Source organism: Kordia antarctica (assembly GCF_009901525.1).
GTDB lineage: Bacteria > Bacteroidota > Bacteroidia > Flavobacteriales > Flavobacteriaceae > Kordia > Kordia antarctica.
In genome coordinates, this window is the sequence record NZ_CP019288.1 from 3500306 (window position 1) to 3518100 (window position 17795).

15 protein-coding genes and 1 pseudogene are annotated in these 17795 nt (G+C 34.0%); 5 read left to right on the forward strand and 11 right to left on the reverse strand.

Annotated elements, in window-relative coordinates; genetic code table 11:
* Positions 1-43 precede the first annotated feature (43 nt).
* From IMCC3317_RS14520 to IMCC3317_RS23895, 4 genes and pseudogenes are all read right to left on the reverse strand, one after another.
* A complete protein-coding gene (locus IMCC3317_RS14520) occupies positions 44-811 on the reverse strand; it encodes an enoyl-CoA hydratase/isomerase family protein (RefSeq protein WP_160130220.1) in 768 nt (255 codons plus the stop codon).
* 232 nt (positions 812-1043) lie between these two features.
* Entirely contained in the window at positions 1044-2378 is a 1335-nt protein-coding gene (locus IMCC3317_RS14525) for an MATE family efflux transporter (protein ID WP_160130221.1), read from the reverse strand.
* Positions 2375-2884, reverse strand: coding sequence for a GNAT family N-acetyltransferase (locus IMCC3317_RS14530; protein ID WP_160130222.1), 510 nt, complete (start codon positions 2882-2884; stop codon positions 2375-2377). The genes IMCC3317_RS14525 and IMCC3317_RS14530 overlap by 4 nt, the downstream gene beginning before the upstream one ends.
* Positions 2885-2910: 26 nt before the next feature.
* Positions 2911-4302 (reverse strand): annotated as a pseudogene (locus IMCC3317_RS23895) (glycoside hydrolase family 113).
* A gap of 112 nt (positions 4303-4414) precedes the next feature.
* Here IMCC3317_RS23895 and IMCC3317_RS14545 point away from each other — a divergent pair.
* The 4 genes from IMCC3317_RS14545 (at position 4415) to IMCC3317_RS14560 (ending at position 6352) form a co-directional block, all read left to right on the forward strand.
* Complete coding sequence (locus IMCC3317_RS14545) at positions 4415-5209, forward strand: universal stress protein (RefSeq protein ID WP_160130225.1); 795 nt, start codon at positions 4415-4417, stop codon at positions 5207-5209.
* A 143-nt stretch (positions 5210-5352) separates the two neighbouring features.
* Positions 5353-5526 (forward strand): hypothetical protein, encoded by a 174-nt coding sequence (locus tag IMCC3317_RS14550; protein WP_160130226.1) that lies wholly within the window; start codon positions 5353-5355, stop codon positions 5524-5526.
* A gap of 425 nt (positions 5527-5951) precedes the next feature.
* Positions 5952-6128, forward strand: coding sequence for a hypothetical protein (locus tag IMCC3317_RS14555; protein ID WP_160130227.1), 177 nt, complete (start codon positions 5952-5954; stop codon positions 6126-6128).
* Positions 6129-6175: 47 nt separating this feature from the next.
* Entirely contained in the window at positions 6176-6352 is a 177-nt protein-coding gene (locus IMCC3317_RS14560) for a class I lanthipeptide (protein ID WP_160130228.1), read from the forward strand.
* A gap of 47 nt (positions 6353-6399) precedes the next feature.
* Here the strand turns inward: IMCC3317_RS14560 and IMCC3317_RS14565 are convergent, their stop codons facing one another.
* The 7 genes from IMCC3317_RS14565 to IMCC3317_RS14595 all read right to left on the reverse strand — a co-directional run bounded on the left by IMCC3317_RS14565 (position 6400) and on the right by IMCC3317_RS14595 (position 16803).
* Positions 6400-7251 carry an alpha/beta hydrolase family protein gene (locus IMCC3317_RS14565; protein ID WP_174805956.1) on the reverse strand — a complete coding sequence of 284 codons (852 nt, stop codon included), beginning with the start codon at positions 7249-7251 and terminating at the stop codon, positions 6400-6402.
* A gap of 2 nt (positions 7252-7253) precedes the next feature.
* Positions 7254-10019, reverse strand: a complete 2766-nt coding sequence (locus tag IMCC3317_RS14570; protein WP_160130229.1) for a PD-(D/E)XK nuclease family protein — start codon at positions 10017-10019, stop codon at positions 7254-7256.
* A gap of 70 nt (positions 10020-10089) precedes the next feature.
* Complete coding sequence (locus IMCC3317_RS14575; protein WP_160130230.1) at positions 10090-11460, reverse strand: OmpA family protein; 1371 nt, start codon at positions 11458-11460, stop codon at positions 10090-10092.
* A gap of 119 nt (positions 11461-11579) precedes the next feature.
* Complete coding sequence (gene kbl, locus IMCC3317_RS14580; protein WP_160130231.1) at positions 11580-12773, reverse strand: glycine C-acetyltransferase; 1194 nt, start codon at positions 12771-12773, stop codon at positions 11580-11582.
* 40 nt (positions 12774-12813) lie between these two features.
* Positions 12814-15963: a UvrD-helicase domain-containing protein gene (locus IMCC3317_RS14585; RefSeq protein WP_228054808.1), complete on the reverse strand. Its 3150-nt coding sequence runs from the start codon at positions 15961-15963 to the stop codon at positions 12814-12816.
* Positions 15964-16074: 111 nt separating this feature from the next.
* Positions 16075-16353 carry a hypothetical protein gene (locus IMCC3317_RS14590; protein WP_160130232.1) on the reverse strand — a complete coding sequence of 93 codons (279 nt, stop codon included), beginning with the start codon at positions 16351-16353 and terminating at the stop codon, positions 16075-16077.
* Positions 16354-16563: 210 nt separating this feature from the next.
* The gene (locus IMCC3317_RS14595; protein ID WP_160130233.1) at positions 16564-16803 is read right to left on the reverse strand and encodes a class I lanthipeptide; all 240 of its coding nucleotides are present in this window, start codon (positions 16801-16803) and stop codon (positions 16564-16566) included.
* Between the two features lie 310 nt (positions 16804-17113).
* Between IMCC3317_RS14595 and IMCC3317_RS14600 the strand changes: the two genes are divergently transcribed.
* Positions 17114-17722: a superoxide dismutase gene (locus IMCC3317_RS14600; protein WP_160130234.1), complete on the forward strand. Its 609-nt coding sequence runs from the start codon at positions 17114-17116 to the stop codon at positions 17720-17722.
* Positions 17723-17795: the final 73 nt, after the last annotated feature.

The window sequence follows — 17795 nt, forward strand, 5'->3', positions numbered from 1 at the left end:
GATGACGATTATAGATTCCTGCCTTCGCAGGAATGACAAAAAATCACTTCTTGAACTTCGCCAACGCCTTTTTAGTAAATTCAGATAAAACTAAGGTTCCAGAAAGTTCTGCGCGTTCGGCTAAGAGTTTGTCCCAATTTTCGGTGTCTTCCCACAATATTTTTTTCATTCCTGCTAATGCATCAGGATTGTACGAAGCAAGTTTTTTTGCGAAGAATTCTACTTCTGTATCCAACTCTTTTTGGTTTTCAAATACTTTGGCAAATAAGCCTTTTTCTTTTGCCCAATAGGCATTTTTCCATTCGCTTGGCGCGAGACTTAACTCAGAGAAACCTGCTTTTCCAATTCGGTTTTGAACCGCTGGCGCAATAACAAAAGGACCAATTCCGATAGTTAATTCGGAGAGTTTTATAGAAGCAGCTTCGGTTGCAAATGCATAATCACAGGCAGAAATTAATCCAACGCCGCCACCAACTGCTTTTCCTTGTACACGACCAATTATTAATTTTCCACAGCTTCGCATTGCGTTGATTACGTTTGCAAAACCACTAAAAAATGTTTTTCCATCTTCTAAATTTTCAATCGCAACGAGTTCATCAAAAGATGCGCCTGCACAAAATGCACGATCGCCTTCACTTTTGAGAATAATGACATGTACAGCGTCGTTTTCTCCGAGTTTCTTCAATTCGCTGGTCAATCGATCTAACAATTCGCCAGGAAAGGAATTGCTTGCAGGATGTCCAAATTCAATCGTTGCAATGTTGTTTCGAATATTTGTGTATAGACTTCCGTTGGTTCTTGTTGTGGTCATGTTGTTTTGTTTTCGTTTGACAAATGTAGAATATATTTTTTGATTCAAATTTTATGGAAATAAGTAGTTCTCGATACAAATTTGCTTTGCAAATTTACTCGAACTGACGATTTGAAATTCATATTTATTAGGCAACTAATCTAAGTAAGTCTAACATGTCTAAAAATCCAAACAAGTCCAACAATCCAAGAAGCGATGCAAGTCTAAACTTCGACTCCGCTCAGTTGCCTTTTCACTTTTTCTTAATTTTCGGAATAAATTCTCTTCGGAAGATGAAAATTAATGGAAAACTACGAGCAGTCATCCAAAGTGTGAACGCAATCCAAACTGCGTATAACTTCAAATCGAGTTCATCTAAAATGAAAATTGTTGGGACAAATACCGCAAATGTTGACACTAATAATATGTTGCGAAGTGTTGCCATTTTGCCTAATCCTTTAAAGATTCCATCAAAAATAAAGGCAATGGCACAAATTGGTTGCATGATAAGAATGATCCAGAAAACAGTATAAAATTCGTTTAAAACCGCTGGTTCTTCTGTAAAAATTCTCCCGATAGGATAGTATAATGTTCCGCCAATGAGTAACATCATAAAACCAATAATTATAGCATATTTGGTGAGTTTGACACTTAGTTTCACCAATTCTTCATAATTTTCTTCGCCATAAAGTTTTCCTGATAAACTGTTTCCAGCACTAGAATATCCATCAATGAGAAATGCTCCAAAAAGCCAAATGTTTAATAAAATTGTATATGCGGCACTATATTCCGCGCCGTAAGCCGCCGAAAAAGATGTTGCGAAGTATAACGCCACATTTAATGCAATGGTTCGGATGACTAAGTTTACAATCATTACCGCAAGTTTTGGCAATTCGTGGTGTAATGGGAATTGTATTTTTAGTGGAATTGACGTCTTTTTCAATACAAATATAACGGCTACTACTGCCATGAATATTTGCGAAATTAGACTTGCATACGCCGCGCCATCTACATTCATAGCAGGAATGTGTCCTTCTATTCCGTAGACCAAAGCAAAGTCTAAAGCAACATTTAGCAACGCGCCAACAATTGCAATAATCATTGGAATAAACGTATTTTGCAAACCTCCAAATATACCAAATATGGCAAATGTTAAGAGCGTAAAAGGCAATCCAAAGATTCGAATTCGGTAATACGAACTGCTGTATTCTAAAATGATGCCTTCTGCATTGTAGAAATTTAAAATGTATTCTGCAAAAGGATATGTGATCAGGATTAATATAAAACTTATGGTAAGAATGATTGCAATGGCTTGCGCTGGCAACGTTTTTATTTGCTCTAGTTTGTTCGCGCCTAAGTATTGTGATATTAATGCAGAAATTGCATTTCGGGTTTGTCCAAAAACCCAAACTAACATAGAGATAAACGCGCCTGCAATTCCGACAGCACTTAACGCTTCCGTTGCGTTTATGTCAATATGTCCAACAACTGCCGTATCTGTGATAGATAATAACGGTTCTGCAATTCCGGCAATTAAAGCTGGAATTGCTAATTTATTGATTTGTGAAGTAGTGATTTGTGTTTTCAAAGGATGCGTTCGTAACAGTAAAATGGATATACACTTTGTTTCGGAAAGTATATGTTTCCTAGTTTTTTATAGTTGCGAAGTTCGTAAAATTTTTGGTTTCTGAGGTTCTTACTAAACGTATCTAATCTTATAGAACGATAATTATTTTCTATGGCGTGTGTTTCTGCAAATTGCATCAAGTATTGCGCGTACCCTTTTCCTTGTGCTTCTGGGTGAATTGCCAATCGATGAATGTACACGCTTGTATTATCTGGCGAAAGCCAATTAACAGTTTTATATTCTTCATCCATGAACGTAGAGATTACAACACAACCTATAATTTGAGAAGCTTCAATTAATACGTATAATTCATTTCGAGCGACATCAGTTGAAAACGCTTTTCTATTCGGATAATTTTCATTCCATTGAAATATTCCGTTGTGAATCATATGTTTAGCACATGCTTTGGCAATGTTTAGTAAAGTATCAATATCTTTTGAGGTTCCTGTGCGAATTTGTAAGCTCATGAATTTTTTGGTGTGAATTGTTATTTTTAGTGCTTCTCTTTTGCTTGTATTTTAAAATATTTTGCAATGAGATTTAGTGATGGTTTGCCTTCAATAGTAAAATTGGTGTTATTTCCATCTGATTTGCCATGACCTTGCCATTCCCAAATATGAATTCCATGAAACCAAGGTTCTTCCCAAATGGTATTGAAAAATGCCTGATAACACAACAGTTGTTCTTTTTTAGAGATTTTAGCATATAAATTTTGAACACCATTCCATTCCCAAGGTTTTTTTGAAGTTCCTTGAATAGATTTGTATCCGATTTCTGTAAATAGGATTGGTTTGTTATATTTTTTACTAACCAACGCCATGTTTTCTGTATGTTTTTTCCAATGATTTTCTAGCTCTTCCAGCGTTGGATTGTCGGTTTCACTTAACGGAAAGTACGCTTGAATTCCTATGTAATCTAGTGATTCCTAAAAAGGAACTGCTTCATATTCATTGTACCAATTGGCTGCATAGGTTAGTTTTCCTTTATAGATTGATTTTATTTGTTGTATTAAAACGTTCCATTTTTCGGGTTTTTTATAGACTGTTGTTTCTAATTCTGTTCCGATACAGAACTGTTCTAGTTGTAATTCTTGTGCGATTTCCGCATATTTTAACATGATTTGACTGTAATTTTCAAACCAAAGATTCCAGTCGTTTTCAGTTTCCATTTCAATGTCAGACCGCCATTTTCCGTCTTCCATTTTGGACAACCAAATGTGAGGTTTTAGCATTATTTTCATTCCAAATGTATCGCATGCTGCTTTTATAGCTTTGTAGCGTTTTAGTCTTTTGATGTAATTGTCATCAGAAATTAATCGTAATGTTGGTTTCTTATAATGCTCTTGATCTATAAATGGCGTAATGGTAATCCATTCAAAATTGTTCGTTTTAAGTTGTTCAATGTCTTCTAAATTTCTAGTTATATTGAAAACATGAATGCCTCGTTGCTTGTTATCAATGCTATAATAATTGTTTACTTTGGCAAGATTGTTTTCTATATCAGTAGCCCAAGTATAGTGTAACACTTCAGAGAGTCGATAGTTTTGCAACGCTTTATTTCCTGTAAAAATAACTAGCACAGGAATCACTATTTTAAAGAAAATACCTTTTAATACTCCTTTAATTTTATGTTGTTGGTAGTTGCGTATAATACTTTTTATCAATAAGAAAAGTAAGTAAGGAATCAGCGCGATTCCATAAAATAATGGACTCGTCAATATATTGTCTACAATGTCTCCAAAAAACCCGACTGTATTAGTTACTACATAGTTGTTTTTGTGTAGAATTAACAAAAATATAAATATCAGAAGACTAAAAATAGTCAAGCAGTAAAACCACAGAAAACGCTTTAATACAGCTGTTTTTATCTTTATTTTAGGAATCATGTAAGTTTTGGAATGAATTATTCTTTTTAAAGATAGTTACTTTTTGAGGTTTAAAAAACGGAATTACAACCTTTGAATTAAAAAATGATTATTTTTGCAAGAAATTAAGACGATGAAACATATTTTGGTTCCTATTGGAAATTCTGAAAATGCAAAAAACACGTTGCAATATGCAATTGATTTTTCAGAAGTAATCAACGCAAAAGTATTCGTATTTAGAGCTTTCAAAGTGCTTTCGAAAGCAGGAACAATTTTAAATGTAGATGAAATTGTAGGTCGTGAGACTGCAAATAATGTGAAAGAAGTAGTAGAAAGTGTGAACCTAAAAGGTGTAGATGTTTCTATTATTTCTGCGAAAGGAAACGTAATTGACAGCATTAATTCGATAGATAAAGAGTTAGGAATTGATTTGATTATTGTCGGACCAAGAAGCAACTCTATTAAAGAAGAAGTGTTTTTAGGAAATACGACAGGAAGTATTATAAAACAAACAGATATTTCAGTATTGGTTGTGCCAGAAGGATACGTTTTTAAGCCAATTAAAAAGGTATTAACAGCTATAAAATCTGGAATGATAAAGCGCAAAGAAGTTTTAGAGCCTCTAGAAAAAATATTAGAAGCTTTTGGTGCAAAAATGCGTTTGTTACAAATAAAAACACCCAAATTTTTACCTGAAGATTTAGAGTTTCATTCGGAATTAGCCGCAATTACATCTGCGTATAAAAGTTCGGAAAATGCAACGTTATTTCAAGGAGTTTTGGAACATTTGAATGAAAACAATCCAGATTTAATTTGTGTTTTTAGACGCAAACGTGGATTCTTTAAAAAATTGTGGGAACAAAATTCAATCAAGAAATCTGACTTCGAAAGTCGTTTGCCATTATTGATATTGAAAGAAACAGAATAAAATATTTTTCAACATACTAGAAAGCTATTCAAGATCATTTTTTGAATGGCTTTTTTTGTACCTAAACTTTTTCATTATAGAAACAATAAATCAGTTACATCATAATATTTTGTATTTTTAGATATTAACCAAAACTTTATAATATGAAAAAACGAAATTTAAAAAATCTCAACTTAAACAAAAAAGTAATTAGTAGTCTAAAAATTGAAGCTTTAAAAGGGCAGTTGAGAAGAGGTTCGGACGATCCCAATTGTAGCGGTGATACAGCAATGGTATATACATGTCATCCAGAAACGTGTAATAATCAAGAAAGATAATTGATATGTTAGAAAAATTGACACAATACGAAGTTCAGCATGTTAATGAGATTAGCGGCGGACTCACAACGGTAGAATATATTATTATTTTATAATCCTTAACTCAGAGCGAACTTCGGTTCGCTCTTTTTTCTTTCCTTTCCTGCCACTTTAGTTATCAATACTTCTTCTATTGAAATTTGGCAATTTTCATACCAAATCAGCTATATATTTTAAATTAAAGGAACTACAATTATCGAATTCTCAAGCTCTTATTCACAAGCTTCAAACCAGCTTTTCCACCTTGACTTGCTGTCATTTAACTGCATTTATATGCAATTTATAAATTGCAAGAACTCTTTCGCACCTTTACATTGTTTCAGTAGGTTTTAGGTAGTATTATCTTCTATATTTCAATTATTATTCACAAATTAAAACTTACTAATATGAAAAAACGAAGTATGAAAAAATTGGAATTAAAGAAAAAAGTAATTTCAGACATGAGTCCATCTGAAATAAAAGCAGGCTACGCAGGCACTTGGGTTTGTGGTGTTTCATTACTGTGTACAATTTCTGTATCTACAGCTTACACAAATGCTGACACGCATTGTAATTGTGCCTAAACACGATTTCTTGCATATTTATTATTCACTAATTAAAACTTACTAATATGAAAAAACGAAGCATTAAAAGATTAGAATTGAACAAAGAGCGTATTTGTATTTTGACAGATAGCCAACAAATGGAAATAGAAGGCGGTGTAACTCCTACAGTAACTACGGTTACATGGTCGTCTGCACATTGTATCATAATTATAACAGCTACAATAAGCGCTAAATTTTGCTAAATTTTTGCTGTTAACATATTTAAAAGTGAACTTCGGGTCACTTTTTTTTATGCATTTTTTATAAACTTAATCGTTGTTTTTATAACTTCTTCCAGATTGTTTGGCAATTTCAATTCGTTCCACGGATGACGCGCGCCAAAAACATGATCGGCTTTTTCAATGAATTCTAATGTGCTTTTCGGATTCCATTTATGTAAATTTTCTGCATCTTTTAGTGGAACTGCAGGATCTGAAGTTCCATGAACAATCAATTGTGGAATTTTCAAGTTTTTGGTCGCTCTTTCAATATCTAAACGTGTTTCATTCGCTTTAAAATCTTCAAAAAACTGATAAAAATGTGGCATTTCTTGCTTCGTTCTACCATTTACAACATACATTACATTTGTTTGTTTCCACTCTTTTAAAGCTTCTCCTTTCGGGAAATGTGACGCGTAATCTGAAACGCCAGCCCAAGAAATTACCGTAGAAATTTTAGGTTCTTCTTCTGCTTTTATAATTACAATTCCGCCGCCGCGCGAATGACCAATTAAAGAAATATGTTGTGTGTTCGCTTCCGCAGAAAATACAAAAGAATCTTTCATGATATGATTGATCACGAATTGCAAATCATCTAGTTCTTTGGTATAATTGTTCTCACCGAATGCTTCCAAATCTGGAAAGTCAATTGGTTGTTCCATCGTTCCGCCATTATGCGAAAAATTAAACTTCACAAAGAAAAATCCTGCGTCAGCAAAAGCTTCTGCAACCAAGTCCCACGCGCCCCAATCTTTGAAACCTTTATAGCCATGACAAAATATGACAACAGGCTTTGCTTGATCGTTCTTTTTGAAAAAGTAATCAATCAGTATATCTTTTTGGTTAATGCGCGTTAAAACGTTGTTTTTGAGCTTCTGTATCATGATTAGACTTCTTTTTCTGTGAATGGAATGGCTTGATTGCAAATTTCAAGAATAAGCTTTTTTAATTCAACTAAAAAATCATCCAACGTTTCTGAAGTAACCAATTGATTTTTGGTGCGACTTCCTGGTTTATCTTTCGTTCCGAATTTTAAAAATCCGCTTTGTAAATTCTTAAACGAAATAATTCCTCCTTCTGTATCTTGCTGAAACGGCTGTTTTTGATAAATCATGTACGCATACGCCAATACTTGAAAGCTTTTGCTGAATTTAAAATCTTGCGTAAGCAAATCCCAATCTACAATTTCTACATCGCCTTGCGACACTTTTCCAGTTTTATAATCAATAATTCGCATCACGCCGTCTAGTTCGTCTACACGATCTGCTTTTCCGCCAATATAAACTGGAAAATCAAGTTCAGGAATTTCAACTTTGGCTCGTAATGTTTGTTCTATTTGAAGAATTCGCAAGGTTTTTCCCGTTTTCAAGGTTTGCAATTCTTGGTTCAAAAAGTTGGTTACATAGCGTTTTGCAACATTAAAAATGATGAGGTTTTTGCCGCGATGAATATTTCCTTCTCCATACGCTTTTTTGAAGTTATCGGTAACCAATTGTTCTACCTTTTGGAACATTGCTTTGATATCATCTGTCACCACAATTTTTCCTTCAAATGGTTTGTACAATAACTCTAACGTATCATGAACAACAGTTCCAAGTGTATTTGCTGCCACAGTTTCTTCTACAGCTTCGTATTCTCTGATGCCGAGAATTTTTTGGTAATAAAAATCAATTGGATTCCGAATGTAAGACGTTAATGCAGAAGGCGAAAAACCTTTGTTTGCAATATCTTTGATGCGTTCTAAAATAGTCGCTTCTTTTTGTACTTCTTGCAAACGACTTTCTATTTTTGGTACTTTCGGAATCACTACATTTTGCGAAACTGTATGATTTGGCATTTTATACGTTTCTAATTGCATTAAAAAACGACTTTTTTCGCCACCATTTAAACCATCAGCTTCGGTATTGTATAGCAAATAAATATTTTCTGCTCTGTGCAACAATCTGTAAAAGTGATACGTATAAATGGCATCTTTTTCTTTGTATGTTGGAAGATTGAACTGTTTTTTAAGATCGAATGGAATAAATGAATTGTTGCTTTTTCCAGAAGGCAAAATACCTTCGTTCACGGAAGAAAGAATCACGGTTTTAAAATCGAGTACGCGCGTTTCTAACATTCCCATTAATTGTAATCCTTGAAGCGGCTCACCTTTAAAATCGAGTGTTTCTGTGCTAATAATCTCTTTATACAACGCCAATAACGATTTAATATCTGCAATGTAATTGTGTTGTTTGGTTAAATGTTGCAACTGATTGAAGACTTCGTTGAAACGATATAAATATTCCAATGCTAACAAATGTTGCTCACGATCTTCAATTAATCTTGTTTTTAAGCGACGAATTAACGTGATACAGTTTTGAATGGCAACTTTTGGATTATCGGTCCAATACGTAAAAAGCATTTCGGCAATATCTCGAATGTCTTCCGGAAATCGTTCTACAATCAATTCCGTAGGCACGTAAATAATATTATTTGCTTGAATATATTGAATAATATCTGCCGCTACGTTGGTATCTTCTTGCTGAAAAAGTGGACGCAAGTTTGTGTCTGAAAGTACATTGATGATATTTTTATAGTAAAAAGCATCGTTTCGGTGATGTTCTTGTAGTAAGTATAAATTATTGAAAGTTGTTGCTAGCGGAATATCTTTTAGCGGAAATCCCATGGTAATATTGAGCTTTTCAATTTCTGCGGGCAATGAGTTTAGGCACGGAATCAACAATTGTTCATCGCCTAAAACGACTGCAACATCTTGTAAGGTTTCATTATTTTGTTGCAACTCTTGAAGAATTTCCCCGATGTGTTTTGCTTGCGTTACATTTTTGGGAACACCAATGATTTCGATATTTTTCTTGCTTGAAAAATTATCAGCAATCCAAGAAAAGGCATTCTTCTTAAAATAATTCCAGTCGTAGCGATGGCGACGTAAAAACAAACTTGCATCGTGTTCAGGATCGTCAAAGAAAACATGATCTGTATCCCATAAAATTTCTGCCAAGCCAACTTCTAAAAATTCTTGAATGATTTTTTCTTCTGCAGTATTCAACGCATTGAAACCAATAAAATAATGTTTGTTGTTTTCGTTTTTTTGAAGATAGAACTCTAAACTATCAACGGCTTCTCTGTAAACCAAACCTTGATAGGCAATTCCTTTTTGCGTGATTTTTTCGGTTAACGCAGTGTAATATTCCTCAAGCTTGTTCCAAAACGTTAGATAATTTTTAACCAAAGCTGTTGGTTCTTTTTCCATTGACCAATGATTAATTTCTTGAATCGCACCTAAGTAATTAAAAATTTCTTTTTGCGGAATCAGATAGCGATCAATTTCATTAAAGTCCTGTAAAAGTATTTGCGCCCATTTTGAAAAGGAATCAAAAGGTTCTTGAGATTCTTTCGGTGTTAGTGTTTTGTATACGGTGTAAAATTCAAATAGTAATTCAGTATTACTAACTGAGGTATATCCTGAAATTTGCTCTACCAATTCTTCTATGCTGAGAATAGTTGGAGCAAAGGAAGTTTTTTTAATTTGTTGTGAAAGTTCATGCTTTAAGAAAACGCCTGCTCTTTTGCTAGGCAATACCAGTGTAAGATTACTAATGTCGGTATTGTTTTCTAAAATATAGCGAACAACATGAGAAAGGAATGATTTCATGTTGTAAAAATAAAAAAACGCCACGATATATCGTGGCGTTTTTTATGAAGTTATTTTGAGTTTAAATTAATTATCTAACTAATTTAATATCTACTCTTCTGTTTTGTGCTCTACCTTTTCTTGTCTTGTTAGAGGCAATTGGCTGAGATTCACCGTATCCAGTAGCTGTAAACTTGTTACTTACTTTACTTCTTAAGTATGTTACAACTGCATTTGCTCTTGCATTAGATAATTTTTGGTTTAAAGAATCAGAACCAACGCTATCAGTGTGACCACCAATTGTGAATTCTTCTTTCGGGAAACCTTTTAATAACTCAGCAATCTTGTCTAAGATAGCATACGTTTCAGGCTTGAAAGAATCTTTTCCAGAATTGAAATATACAGTTCTAGCTAAGTTGTCTAATACTGTAATTTCAGTTACAGTCATTCTAGCGATTGGAGGACATCCATCGTTTTCAGCAACACCAGCTACTTCTGGACATCTGTCATCTTTGTCTAATACTCCGTCACCGTCTTTGTCAGTCCAAGGGCAACCTTTGTTTGCAGATGGTCCAGCTTCAGTTGGGCAGTTATCTTTAGCATCAGTGATTCCATCACCGTCAGTATCAGGACATCCGTTCATTGCAGCAGTACCTGCTACTTCTGGACAGTCATCTTTACCATCAGCAATTCCGTCACCGTCAGTATCAGGACATCCGTTTAATGCAGCTAAACCTGCAGTATCAGGACAGTCATCTTTACTGTCTTCGATTCCGTCACCGTCAGTATCAGGACAACCATTAAATTCTGGTAAACCTTTTACGTCTGGACAAGCGTCATCTTTATCAAAAATTCCATCATCATCGGTATCTTTTCCACCAAACTTGATAGCAATACCTGCTAAGTGTTGGAAGTGAGGAGCTAAATAATCCTCAAAAGAATGCTTGTAAGATGTTTGAATGTTGAATGCAATGTTTTCTGTGAACCAGTAGTTGATACCTAAACCTGCGTTTACTGTACCAGCTCCGATATCATCAACCCAAGTGTAACCTCCACCAACTTCTACATAAGGATCAAATTTCCCCATGTTGTAAAGTTCATTGATGTTGTACTTGATGTTTGCATCGAATCCGTAGTAAGTTAAATCTTCAACTGCTACGTCTCCATACTTTTCGATTCTGTTTACAGAACCTCTAACTCCAACAGAAAATCCGTCTCCAACATATTTGGAAACACTAACTGAAGAAAGTGTTGGTAGGATGTTATAATGGTCTCCTACATTAAAATATTCGTCAAACCACTTTCCTGTTATACCAGCTGCTTCCATATCATTTGTTGGATAGAAGTCAACAGCATTAACCGAGATGTTAATCTGCCAAGGGTTATTTGAGTCTTGAGCTTTTACGTTGCTGAATCCTACTACAAGCAACAAAGCAACTAAAAATCTGCTAAGATGTTTCATGTTAATTATTTAATTTTAAGTGTTAATTAAAGGACAAATGTAAGTTGTTAATACTTATTAACAAAGACAAATATATTAATTTTTTTAGAATCATTTAAGAAATTTGTGTAATTAAGCTTTTAAATTACATTTAATTCTTTCCCAATCTCTGTAAATGCAGCAATGGCAGCATCTAAGTGAGCCTTGGTATGTGCCGCAGATAATTGAACTCGTATTCTTGCTTTTCCTTTCGGAACTACTGGATAAAAGAAACCAATTACATAAATCCCTTTTTCCAATAATTTATCTGCCATTATTTGTGAAAGCTTCGCGTCATATAGCATTACAGGTACAATTGCCGAGTCGCCATCTATAAAATCAAAACCAGCATCTTTGATTCCTTTTCTGAAATATGCCGTGTTTTCGGATAATTTATCGCGTAAGGTTGTATCTGTTGACAGCATTTCAAAGACTTTGATAGAAGCTCCAACAATTGCTGGTGCTAACGAGTTCGAAAATAAATAGGGTCTTGATCGTTGGCGTAATATTTCAATAATTTCTTTTTTTCCTGTGGTATATCCGCCCATTGCGCCGCCCATAGCTTTTCCAAGCGTTCCTGTAATGATGTCTATTTTGCTCATTACATTTTTTTCTTCCAGCGTTCCACGTCCTGTTTTACCAATAAAACCAGTAGCATGACATTCGTCAATCAGAATCATTGCGTCATATTTTTCAGCTAACACAGCAATTTCATCTAATGGAGCAACTAATCCGTCCATAGAAAAAACGCCGTCTGTTACAACAATTTTAAATCGTGCGCCGTCTGCATTTGCTTGTTGCAATTGCTTTTCCAAGTCAACCATATCATTATTTTGGTACCGATAACGAGCCGCTTTACACAAACGAACGCCATCAATAATAGATGCATGATTGAGCGAATCAGAGATGATTGCATCTTCTTTGGTAAGTAATGGTTCAAAAACACCACCATTAGCATCAAAAGCCGCCGCATATAAAATGGTATCTTCTGTTCCGTAATAGTCTGCTATACTTTTTTCTAATGTTTTATGAATATCTTGCGTTCCACAAATAAAACGAACAGAAGACATTCCAAAACCATGCGTATCCATTGTGTCTTTTGCCGCCTGAATTACATCTGGATGCGATGATAATCCTAAGTAATTGTTCGAACAAAAATTTAGTACAGTTTCTCCAGTATTTATAGTAATTTCAGCGCCTTGTGGCGAAGTGATGATGCGTTCTTTTTTGTAAAGTCCCGCTTCTTTAATTTCTTGAAGTTCTTTTTCTAAGTGTTGTTGTATACTTCCGTACATACTTATTTTATTTTATACAAAAATAGCTACGATTTTTGAGTTATATATATTTAATAATGATTTCTTCATTTATATAGAGTAAGATTTTTTTCGTGACCTTAAAATCCATTTCTATCAATGTATCTGCATATTCATACACTTGTTCCACATAAAATGGATTGTGCATGCCCGTTTTGTAATCAATAAGTATGGTTTCATTGTTCGAATTAACCACAATTCTATCAGGACGCATTATTTTTCCAGCTTTCGAAATAATGTCTTTTTCATTATAAACCGTATTATCTTGATCAAAATAAGGCGCAATTTCTGGATGATTTACCACACGATTTATACTTTCCGACAATTTTTCACGCTGTTGGTCATCAATAATTCCTTTCGAAATATATTCGTCCAACACAAAATCAATGTCCGGCGGATATTTTATTTGCGCCAACACATCATGAATTAAATTTCCTTTTTCAATAGCCTGTTCTTGCGTTGTGTCCCACAATAAACCTTGTTTAGTAAGCAAATGTAAGTTGTGATCTTCCTTCGCTGTACTTATAAATTGTTCTTGAACTATGGTGCGAATTTTTTCTGAAGTGTCCGCTTTCGCTAGATTTTCCTCTGAATCACCAAATACGTAGTATGAAAGCTCATCATTCCATTTATCACTTTCCTTCAAATAATTGATGAATAAACCCGAAAATGTCTGCAAACGTTCATTTCCAGTACGATCAACATCTTTTTTTGTAATCACATGCAATTGTTGTACAGCACGCGTAAATGCTACATATAATATATTAAAATTGTCCAATTCTAACTGCGATTGTCGCTCTTCATACAATTGCGCGCCCAATTCGCCATATTCTTGAATCGTACTATTCAGATTCAAATACGCTTCCTCAAAACCATTAAAATCATCTTTATTAATCGGATACCAGAGTTTTGGCTCTAGTTCTTTGTAAATATCTGTATTGGCAAACGGGAAAATAACGACAGGAAATTCCAATCCTTTTGCTTTGTGAATCGTCATAATTTGAACCGCATTTTCAGAACCAGAAGCCACAATGCTTAAATGATTCTTTTTCTTTTCCCAATGTTCCAAGAAACCTGCAAAACCCAATTGTTTCTTCTGCGTATATTCCAAAACAAAATCAAGGAAAAACTGCACATACGCATCTGATTTCTCCGTGAGTTGAAACGCGCGCACACAATATTCCACAGCTTCATACAAGGAAAGTTGCAAGAAATAGGTGAAGTCAAAACTGAAATCGGTCAACGCTTTAAATAATGCTTCAGGCTCCAGCGCAACGTGTGTTTTTAAAAATGGATGTGTTTCTGAAATATCTAATTTTTCTGTTGCCAGATAATTTAATAAATGAAGCTTTACTTCGTTGTTTTTTGGTTGAATTGCCAATCGAAGTACATCATTAATAAATTGTACTTCTAGTGAACGACTTATGAGTAAAGTTTCCGAAGAAATGATTGGAATTTGATGTGTTGACAGAATATCTGCAATTGCAATTCCTTCCGATTTTCTTCGCGTAAGCACACAAATATCTTTGTATTGAAAGCCTTTTGTTTCTAAATCGCGAATTTTTTCAATGACCATTTCTGGAATAATCTCAAATTCCTCCTCAACAGTTTTTGCTTCTATAAAATGAAACGAAACAAAACCACCCTTTTTGTCGTTGGTGAGTTGCGAGCTTCCGTTTTTGTAAATAGCTGCATATTTTTCTTGACTAAAGAATTTTGAAATGTGTTGAAAGAAACCATTGTTAAAGTTGATAATTTCGTCATAACTGCGGTAATTTCTAGGCAATTCAACCTTTTCTTTTTCCACGAAGAAAGGATTCACGTCATGATTCAATCCAATAAATTGTTCTGCTTTTCCGCCGCGCCACCGATAAATAGATTGTTTTGCGTCGCCAACAATAGTCAAAGTTCCGCTTTTAGCATCTGAGGTTTCGGTTTGAAGCTTATTGGAAATCAACGGAATTAAATTTTCCCATTGCATAATAGATGTATCTTGAAATTCATCAATGAAATAATGCTTGTATTTTTCGCCCAAACGCTCATAAATAAATGGCGCAGGTTCGTCTTTTATACTTTCGCTAATTAAAGTATTAAACTCCGAAATCAACACTAAATTTTGTTCTTCTTTGATGGTTTCCAGTTCGTGTTGAATCGCGTTTAGCACAGAAAGTGGCGTAGCATTTTTATAGAAATTCCTCAAAAAACTCAATTCAAAAACATTTGCTTTACAGCTGTGATAACTTTCGTTGAGTTGTGGCAATAAAGCATCAATAGCTGACGCTTTCAAAGGATCTAAAGCTTTTTTATATACAATTCCGCTTTCTAATGCTTCGGAAAGTTTGTTTCCGTACAAGCGTTTTTCATCAAAATCTTTATCAGCAATTTTCTGAAAATGGTTTGGCAAGGTTTTGCGCAGAAAATCATCAAATTGCAATCCTGAACTCGCAATAAGTTCCAAAACTTCTTTTCCGGCATTGACAAGTGTGTCCGAAGTTGTTTTAATTTTCTTTTTAAGCAACGTTTTCAGCTCGCTAAAATCTTCTAGTGTTTTATCTTTTAGTTTCCGAAGGTGTGGTTTTTCGTTTTCATTCAGCAGCAGCTTTGCAATCTTATTCAAATCGAAAGCAATGTCCCAACTTTTATCGTCGTCAGCTTTTTCTAATGCAAAATCAATCAACACATCTGAAATTAATTTGCTTTCACCAGCTTTTGAAATTAATTGGTCAACGGCTTCATTTAATAACGCGTCTGTATCGAGTTCAACTTCAAAATTCAACGGAAGTTTCAAATCGTATGCAAACGTTCTGATGACACTATGTGTGAATTTATCAATCGTAGCAACTTCAAAAAAAGCATAATTGTGCAACACACTTTTTAAAACTTCTTTGGCTTTTTGCTGTAATTGTGCAGGATGAAGTTTTAATTCATCAGTAAATTCAGAAAAAAGAGGTTTGTATTTTTGTGGAATTTCATCGAGCGTAAAAGCGGTTAAAGCTTCAATGATTCTCGCTTTCATTTCGGCAACAGCCTTATTTGTAAACGTAACCGCTAATATTTGCTTGTATGCATCTTTATGAACTGCTTTGAGTAAGATGCGCAAATAATCCTTAACGAGCGTATACGTTTTTCCAGAACCTGCAGAAGCATTGTAAATGATGAATGGTTTAGACACAGAAAGAAGTTTAGCGATGTCTACAAAGATAGCTTAAATTGTAAAGTAGCTACAAAATAAATAATCCAGCTTCATAATAAAGCTGGATTGTTTTAATATATGATAAAGTGTTTAGCACACATATCCTGGACAAGAGATTCCTCCTGATGGATTGCAATTATTTGTGCCACAGTTATTTGTGCCACAGTTGTTTGTTTGGTTATTACATCCTCTATAATTAGTGTTGCAATTTTCTGTAAGTCCACAACCTGGATAACATGTTTCTAATAACGACAAATCAATTGGTTCACATTGAAATCTTGATCCGCCGCCAACAACTTGATCTTTTGCTAAATTAGAAACTTGTGTTTTCTTGAATTGTAATTTTTTGATTAAATTCTTTTTTTTCATGATTTAAAATTTTTAGTTAAACATTATATACAGAAGAGTACCAATTGGTTAAATTGTTACCCATTGCTAAAGAAACGCAAAGAATTCCAAAAACGTATACATTATTTTGTAGTATTTTATAAATATCCTAAAAACAAAAATCCAGCTTCATGATAAAGCTGGATTTTATTAATTGGTATGTTTTTAAAATTCATTAGTATTTTCTGTCTATTAAAAAGGATCAGGACAAACATCTGGATTGCATGATCTCGTTATACATTCGTCAGTAAGACATGTTGCAATTGTTATACAAGGACAGGTGTTAAATTCTGTACAATTTTGAGTAAGACATGTTCGTGGTTTTGTTGACCAAGGTTCAGCATCAAATCCTCCAATAACTTTAGCGTTGGAAAGATTAGAAATTTGCGCCTTTTTAAGCTGTAATTTTTTGACTAGGTTCTTTTTTTTCATGGTTTAAAAGTTTTTTAGTTAATACTATATATAAGATTATCAATTGGTTAAATTGATATTGTAATTTATAAAGAAACGGAATTTTTTCAAAATCGCACGTGTTATTTCGCAGTAATTTTATAATTTAATACGTAAGTGTTGCGTTTTTTAAAAGAATTTCACCCTTAAAAATGAAAGATTGAACCCTTCTGGTATAGATTTATTTTATGTGAAGATTAACACAATCTGTTTCAATCGTTTCATTATGTGCTAACAGATGATTAAATTTGTAGGTATTAAAATGAATGTTTAATTAATAAATCTAGATACAATGGCTTTTAAATTACCAGAATTATCATACGCTTACGACGCTTTAGAACCAAATATTGATGCAAGAACAATGGAAATTCACCATTCAAAACATCATAACGGATATACTACAAAATTGAATAATGCAATTGAAGGAACAGACTTAGAAGGAAAATCAATCGAAGATATTTTAACGAACTTAGACATGAGCAATGCAGGAGTTCGTAATAATGGAGGCGGATTTTACAACCACAGTCTTTTTTGGACAGTAATGAACCCAGATGATAGAGGATATCTTTCAGGAGAATTAAAAGACGCTATCGAAGCTGCTTTTGGTTCTAAAGATAAATTCATTGAAGCATTTAGCAAAGCGGCAGCAACACAGTTTGGATCTGGTTGGGCTTGGCTTTGTGTGCATAAAGGAGGAAAAGTAGAAGTATGTTCTACACCAAATCAAGATAACCCGTTAATGCCAGGAGTTGGTTGTGGCGGAACACCAATTTTAGGATTAGATGTTTGGGAACACGCATATTACTTAAACTATCAAAACAGACGTCCAGATTATATCAATGCATTTTTTAATGTAATTAACTGGAATGAAGTTGAAAAGCGTTATGCAGAGAGTAAGTAATTAGAAAATACTTTTGTAAAATAGAAAAGGCGAACAGCAATGTTCGTCTTTTTTTTTTGAAACTCAGTTTAGT

What these genes read in the sequence shown, in the direction of transcription:
- IMCC3317_RS14570 (WP_160130229.1), bottom strand. Translation starts at nt 10,019, where the DNA reads ATGAAATCATTCCTTTCTCATGTTGTTCGCTATATTTTAGAAAACAAT.
- IMCC3317_RS14575 (WP_160130230.1), bottom strand. Translation starts at nt 11,460, where the DNA reads ATGAAACATCTTAGCAGATTTTTAGTTGCTTTGTTGCTTGTAGTAGGA.
- IMCC3317_RS14595 (WP_160130233.1), bottom strand. Translation starts at nt 16,803, where the DNA reads ATGAAAAAAAAGAACCTAGTCAAAAAATTACAGCTTAAAAAGGCGCAA.
- IMCC3317_RS14565 (WP_174805956.1), bottom strand. Translation starts at nt 7,251, where the DNA reads ATGATACAGAAGCTCAAAAACAACGTTTTAACGCGCATTAACCAAAAA.
- IMCC3317_RS14550 (WP_160130226.1), top strand. Translation starts at nt 5,353, where the DNA reads ATGAAAAAACGAAATTTAAAAAATCTCAACTTAAACAAAAAAGTAATT.
- IMCC3317_RS14590 (WP_160130232.1), bottom strand. Translation starts at nt 16,353, where the DNA reads ATGAAAAAAAAGAATTTAATCAAAAAATTACAATTCAAGAAAACACAA.
- IMCC3317_RS14520 (WP_160130220.1), bottom strand. Translation starts at nt 811, where the DNA reads ATGACCACAACAAGAACCAACGGAAGTCTATACACAAATATTCGAAAC.
- IMCC3317_RS14600 (WP_160130234.1), top strand. Translation starts at nt 17,114, where the DNA reads ATGGCTTTTAAATTACCAGAATTATCATACGCTTACGACGCTTTAGAA.
- IMCC3317_RS14545 (WP_160130225.1), top strand. Translation starts at nt 4,415, where the DNA reads ATGAAACATATTTTGGTTCCTATTGGAAATTCTGAAAATGCAAAAAAC.
- IMCC3317_RS14530 (WP_160130222.1), bottom strand. Translation starts at nt 2,884, where the DNA reads ATGAGCTTACAAATTCGCACAGGAACCTCAAAAGATATTGATACTTTA.
- kbl (WP_160130231.1), bottom strand. Translation starts at nt 12,773, where the DNA reads ATGTACGGAAGTATACAACAACACTTAGAAAAAGAACTTCAAGAAATT.
- IMCC3317_RS14555 (WP_160130227.1), top strand. Translation starts at nt 5,952, where the DNA reads ATGAAAAAACGAAGTATGAAAAAATTGGAATTAAAGAAAAAAGTAATT.
- IMCC3317_RS14560 (WP_160130228.1), top strand. Translation starts at nt 6,176, where the DNA reads ATGAAAAAACGAAGCATTAAAAGATTAGAATTGAACAAAGAGCGTATT.